The 6226-nt window shown below is 55.8% G+C and carries 3 protein-coding genes and 1 pseudogene; all 4 read left to right on the top strand.

Annotated features, from left to right (window positions below; all coding sequences use genetic code 11):
• Positions 1-394, top strand: a pseudogene (locus QZR14_RS12555) (type VI secretion system tip protein VgrG); the annotation flags it as partial.
• The gene (locus QZR14_RS12550; RefSeq protein WP_311996719.1) at positions 384-1121 is read left to right on the top strand and encodes a DUF4123 domain-containing protein; all 738 of its coding nucleotides are present in this window, start codon (positions 384-386) and stop codon (positions 1119-1121) included. The pseudogene QZR14_RS12555 and the gene QZR14_RS12550, both read left to right, overlap by 11 nt.
• Positions 1121-5776, top strand: coding sequence for an RHS repeat-associated core domain-containing protein (locus tag QZR14_RS12545; RefSeq protein ID WP_311996718.1), 4656 nt, complete (start codon positions 1121-1123; stop codon positions 5774-5776). The genes QZR14_RS12550 and QZR14_RS12545 overlap by 1 nt, the downstream gene beginning before the upstream one ends.
• A 3-nt stretch (positions 5777-5779) precedes the next feature.
• A complete protein-coding gene (locus QZR14_RS12540; protein WP_034152547.1) occupies positions 5780-6085 on the top strand; it encodes a hypothetical protein in 306 nt (101 codons plus the stop codon).
• Positions 6086-6226 lie beyond the last annotated feature (141 nt).

Raw genomic sequence — 6226 nt, 5'->3', positions numbered from 1 at the left:
AACCCGCGCCAACGACCACCTCACCGTCGGTGTGAACCAACACATCAAGATCGGGACCGGCCAGTTCATCGACGCAGGCCAGGAAATCCACCTCAGCAGCGGCATGAAAGTGGTGATGGAAGCAGGCGCAGAGCTGACCCTGATCGGCGGCGGCAGCTTTATCAAGATTGATGCTGGTGGCGTGACGATGAGTGGGCCGGTGATCAATATGAACTCGGGGGGTAGTCCGGGGAGCGGCACGGGCGCCGCCCCGCTGATGCCCGGCGTGCTGAAACAAGCCGACGCCGACAAGGCCGGCCAGGTCCTCACCCCGGCCCAGATCAACACCCTCAAACGTAACGCGCCATTCTGCGAAGAATGCGAAAAATGCAAGGCAGGTGCCTGTGCCATCTGATCGAATTACGCCCAAGGATTGGCTGGCGCAACAGCCGTTGCAGACTGACGAGCGCTTGTATCTGGTCATTAGCGCGGCGAGTGATTCCGACGCGCTGAAAAACCTGTACCTCACCGAACCCACCGCCCAGCTCATCCCGATCTGGGGCGGCACGCCCTACTCCACCTGGCAACCGGTGATGCCCTACGTCACCGAACTCAAAGCCAATTCCGCGTTCCTGCCGTGGATCGCTGAAACCGACGCCCTCGATTGGGGCTGGCTGGCGGTGTCGCGCTCGGAGCCGAACGACGTGTTCGAGCACTTGCGCAGCCTGACACAGGTGAAGATGCCGGACGGGACCGAGGTGTTTTTCCGGTTTTGGGATGGGCGGCATATCTACCCGATTCTGCATGGGCTGGGGGAGAAGGCCGGGGAAGTGATGCCGGTGTTTGAGCGTTATCTGATTAATGGGCAGTCGCTGGAGGTTGGGACTCGGGTTGTGCCGAGGGTGAAGGATTGGCCGTGGTGGGAGGTGCCGAAGCCGTTGCTGGATGGCTTGGCCAAGGAAAGTCCGACGACGCTAATCAGCAACTTGATGCAGTGGCTGGAAGAAGACCGTCCGGACATTTACACCGCTTGGCCCGAAAACAACCTGAAGCTGAAAATCAGCCGTTTCGTGCGCCGTCCGGACGCACCGAAAAACCTTAAAGAAGCACTGTTAAACCACCTGATTCTGGAGCAAGGCTGATGGATCGCGTTGCCTTTGTTGACAACCAACTGAACACCTTCAAGGACAGTCTGAAGCTGTATCAGGAACAAACCAAAACCTGGTATGCAAGGGCTGCCGACAAGGCCAGTCGCGCCGCTGACCTGCCCTCTCTGCTGGGTATGGAGCGAGTGATCAAAGTTGGCGACACCAGCAAAGCGGTGAGCATGACCGACGGTAATTTCACTTCGAACGTGGCTCAGTGCCCGCTCAAGGGACCGTTGCTGATCGAGAGTAAATTCGAGTCGGTGTACGACATTCCGGTAGGCGATATCGAAGTCGAAATCGTCGCTGTGGAAGGTGGTGCCGTCAGCAAGGTCAAACTCGACGCACAAGGCAAAGCCGCCTGGACCGGTGGCGTCCCGGGCAAGTTCTACGAGATCCGCGTTCATAACGAAGTGACGCCGGCGCAGATCGATGCGCTGTTCAGCTCCTACAGCGGCGTGACAGCTGACCTGGAAGGTTTTCTGCGTAAGGAGTGGGCAGGTTTCAAACCGCAATGGTCGAACCTTTCCACCTCGGGCACTGCAATGGCGATTGGCACCGGCATTCTTGAAGGTGGCTGGGAGGCCATCAAGGGTGTGTGGGATGGCATCAATCAGGTGCTCGACATCCTGCAGGATCCGGGCAAATTTGCGAAAGATCTTGGCGCCGGTGCGGATGAACTGATCAAAGTTGCCAAAAGCTCGCCGGACGTCATGAAAAAGGCCATGTTGCTGGCCAGTGACGAAGCTGCTTTGTTCCTGTTGGTACGCAGCGCCGTGATCTGGCTGGCGGGCTTGCCGCCGATGAAGATGGCGGGCGACATAGCGAAAACCACCACGGCAATGGTCGTTGGTATCGCCATCGATATCGTGATTGGTGTGGTATTGACCATCGCGGCTGAAGGTACCGGGGTTATCTACCTCGCCGCCCGTCTGAAGAAGTACGGTGAGCTTGTCCTCAACGCCGTCATCGGCTTTGTAAAGTCGCTGTTCAAGATCATCAATGGCTTTATGGAATACGTCGCGAAATACACCGCTGTTGCGGCGCGTGGTGTGACGGCCAAAGTTAGAAACGGTATTTCCGAGTTGCGTTTTGATGGGAAGAAAAACGCCAAACTCGCTGAAGGCAAAATAGCTGACGACGCTTCCAAACAGGCGAAGACACCTGCCGACAAAAGTGCAGAGCCCGCCGCCGATACTTGCACTAACGGTTGCCCGGTTTCAATGGTGACCGGTGAAGAACTTTTGACGCTGACCGATGGTCAACTCGACGGCCTGTTGCCCTTTGAATGGACACGTCTCTACAGAACCAGCGCGGTGGAAATCGACTGCGGCTTGGGTTATGGCTGGAGCCATGCCTTGGCTCATCGCATCGAAATCAATGGCGATGAAGTCATCTGGACCGACCACGAAAACCGCGCAACGCCTTTCCCTGTGCCAAGTGAGCAACGTCCAGCCATCACCAATAGCCTTTCAAAAGCCGCCATTTTCCTCGGTGACGATCCATCGGAACTGATTCTCGCCCAAGCCGGCAAGCGTCCATCGTTCTACCACTTCCGCTTTAACAGCAAAGGCGCCACCCTGATTGCCATTAGCGACAGCTATGGCAATCGACTGCACGTCACACGCGATATCCATGGTCGTATCAAACGCCTCGACAACGGCGCCGGTCGCGCCCTGCTTCTACGTTACGACCGCAAACACATTATCGCGGTCGACTATCAGCAGTTCCTGCCCGCGGACAATCTGGAGGACGCCTGGAATACGGTCCAGACGCTGGTCACCTACACCTACGACGCCCAGCATCGTCTGATCGAAGCAAAGAACGCAGCCGGCGAAGCCGAACATTATCGCTACAACGAACAGCACGTCATTCTCGAGCGGCAACTGGCGGGCGGCGCTGCGTTCTACTGGGAGTGGGAGAACGAAGGCAAACTGTCTCGTTGCACTCATCACTGGGCCAACTTCTCGCAGATGGAAGCGCACTACGCCTGGGATGACAAAGGCAGCGTGACCGTCACCAATGCCGACGGCAGCGAAGAGGTGTACACCCACGATGATCAGGCACGACTGATCAGCAAGATCGACCCGGACGGTGCCGAGCATCTCAAGGCCTACAACGACAAAGGCCAATTGATCGCGGAAAAGGATCCGTTGGGTGCCGTCACCGAGTACCGCTACAACGACAACGGCTTGATGACTGCCGTTATCCCGCCGGAAGAAGAAGCCACAACGTACGAATACATCAACGGCTTCGTGAGTGATGTTCATCGCGGCAAAGCCAGTTGGAAGTACCAACGCAACCGACAGGGCGATATCACCCAGCAAATCGATCCGGACGGCAATACCACGCTATACAGCTACGACGGCCAAGGGCGTCTGCTAGAGATTCGCCACCCGGACGGCAGCCGTCATCAACTCGGCTGGAACAACCTCGGCCAGTTGCTGGAAGAGCGCCTGCCCGATGGCGGCCAGCGCAAGTATCGCTACGATGCTTTGGGTCGGCAGATCACCCGCCAGGAAGAGTCCGGCGCCGTTACCCAATACCAGTGGGACGCCGCTAATCGTCTCGCCCAAGTCACACTGCCGGGCGGCGCTACCCGTGCGTTTACCTATAACGCTTACGGTAATGTCACCGCTGAACGCGATGAACTCGGCCGCATCACTCGGTACGAATACGCCGACAACCTGCATCTGGTCAGCCGCCGCATCAATCCGGACGGCAGCCAACTTCGCTATCGCTATGACAACTCTCGTCTGCTGCTGACTGAAATCGAAAACGAGCGCGGCGAGCAATACCACCTCGACTACTACGCAAACGGCCTGATCCAGCAGGAAACAGGCTTCGACGGTCGTCGCACGGCTTACGAGTATGACCTCAACGGGCAACTGCTGAAGAAAACCGAGTTCGGCGACGATGGCAGCGAACTGGTCACTGAGTATCAGCGCGATGCTGCTGGCCGGCTGCTGGTGAAAACCCTGGCCGATGGCGAAGAAATCCACTACAGCTACGACGCCCTCGGTCGCCTCGTAAACGTCGATGACGGCAACTGGCCGCTCGCCTACAAATACGACCTGCAAGACCGCCTCATCGAAGAACACCAAGGTTGGGGCACCCTGCGCTATGAGTACGACAGCGTCGGCCAGCTCAAACACTGCCGCCTGCCTGACGGCAGCAAACTCGACTACCGTCACCAACCCGGCGGGCAACTTAGCAGCATCGATCTTAACGGCTCACATCTGACCTCTCACCAGTTCAGCGCCGGTAGCGAACAACAGCGTCAGCAAGGTCTGCTGCTCAGCCAATACCAGTACGACGAACAAGGCCGCCTGCAAGCACACACCGTCGGCCAGCGAGACAAGAGCCTGTTTCAGCGTCGTTATAACTACGATGCCAACGGCAACCTCGCCGGTATCGACGACAGCCGCAAAGGCAACCGCAGCTACCACTACGACCCGCTCGATCGACTCATCAGCGTGCGCGGTGCTACTCCGGAAAGCTTCGCCCATGACCCGGCGGGCAACCTGCTGGGCCAAAGCAATGAAGGCACAGCAAACCTCGCCAACGTCAAAGGCAACCGCCTGCTGATGCAGGGTGATCGTCACTACGAGTACGACGCGTACGGCAACCTGAGTCGCGAACGCCGTGGCACAGGACAGAAACTCGTCACCGAATATCGCTACGACTGCCAGCACCGCCTGATCGGCGTCAGCTTGCCGGGCGGCAGCATTGCAACCTACAAGTACGACGCCTTCGGTCGACGTATAGAAAAAACCGTCGACGGCCACATCACCGAATTCCTCTGGCAAGGCGAAAGACTGATTGCCGAGAGCGCTGAGAACCGCTACCGCAGCTATATCTACGAACCGGGCACCTTCCGCCCGTTGGCAATGCTCGACGGCGAAGGCCCACGCAAGGCCACACCGTTCTACTACCAACTCGACCACCTCGGCACCCCGCAAGAGCTTACCGACTACAGCGGTGAAATAATGTGGTCGGCGAAGTACCGAGCCTACGGCAACCTCGCGGCGTTGGACGTCAGCGAAATCGATAACCCGTTGCGCTTCCAAGGTCAGTATTTCGATGCCGAGACAGGGTTACATTACAACCGGCACCGCTACTACAATCCGGGAACTGGACGGTTTTTGACGCCGGATCCGATCAAGCTTGCGGGTGGGTTGAACAGCTACCAGTACGTGCCTAACCCTACGGGGTGGGTGGATCCGCTTGGTCTAAACACTTGCCCTGGTGGGGATAAATGCATTCCTGGCCAAGGTGCCGAGCCTCCAGAGCAAAAAGCCAAGGTTAGCGATGGATCCCCGCCTCCTCCAGACGTTCAGTGGACAAACCATGGAAATAAACATGTGGCCCCTAAGGCTCCTTGGCCTTCTGTCGTAAAATCCACTGCCAATGGAGGTGCAGCGAAATATGTGCCGGGCACAGATATAGAAGCATTAGAACGGCACGCGTTTGCAAACGGACAAGATGTCAATAATGGAAAACCATGGAAAGTCATTGATATGGGAAAAACTATCGGTGCTAACGACGGAAAAGAAACCCGGTACATGAGGGTGGAATTGAGTGCGAACACCATACATGGACATCCGATATCTGAAGAAGCCTTCAAAAAACTAACCAAGAAGAAAAAATAATCGATGAACATTGATAAAATAATAACGCTCGGCGGAACAATTACTTTCGATGATCTCTCCACATTAGTTGGAAGCGACATCAAACTTATTACCGACGATTTAAAAGAAGATCTATTACAGGCATCACTGCCACTCGAACAAATAATTGATATTGGATGGTACCCAGAATTCAGCGAAAATGGCTCCTTTAGAATCTCGCTAATTTCAGATCAAAACTGGGAGTCGCCCACGCACAGCGAAAGCGCGAAAACTTGGACTGAACTTGAAAGAGCGTTAGATCACACTCTGAATAAAATAAAAAAACCTTAATCTTTACGCAGGCGTAAAATAGACCTTTCGTAAAAAACACCACTCCCGAAAACTTTAGGCCTATTTACCGCTTATCGTTACAATAATAAAAATTATAAAAGCTCAACTGAAAATTGGACAGTTTCATTTGCTGCACTCAAG

The organism is Pseudomonas sp. rhizo66 (genome assembly GCF_031931925.1).
Taxonomy (GTDB): domain Bacteria; phylum Pseudomonadota; class Gammaproteobacteria; order Pseudomonadales; family Pseudomonadaceae; genus Aquipseudomonas.
This window is presented reverse-complemented; position numbering and strand designations above follow the sequence as displayed.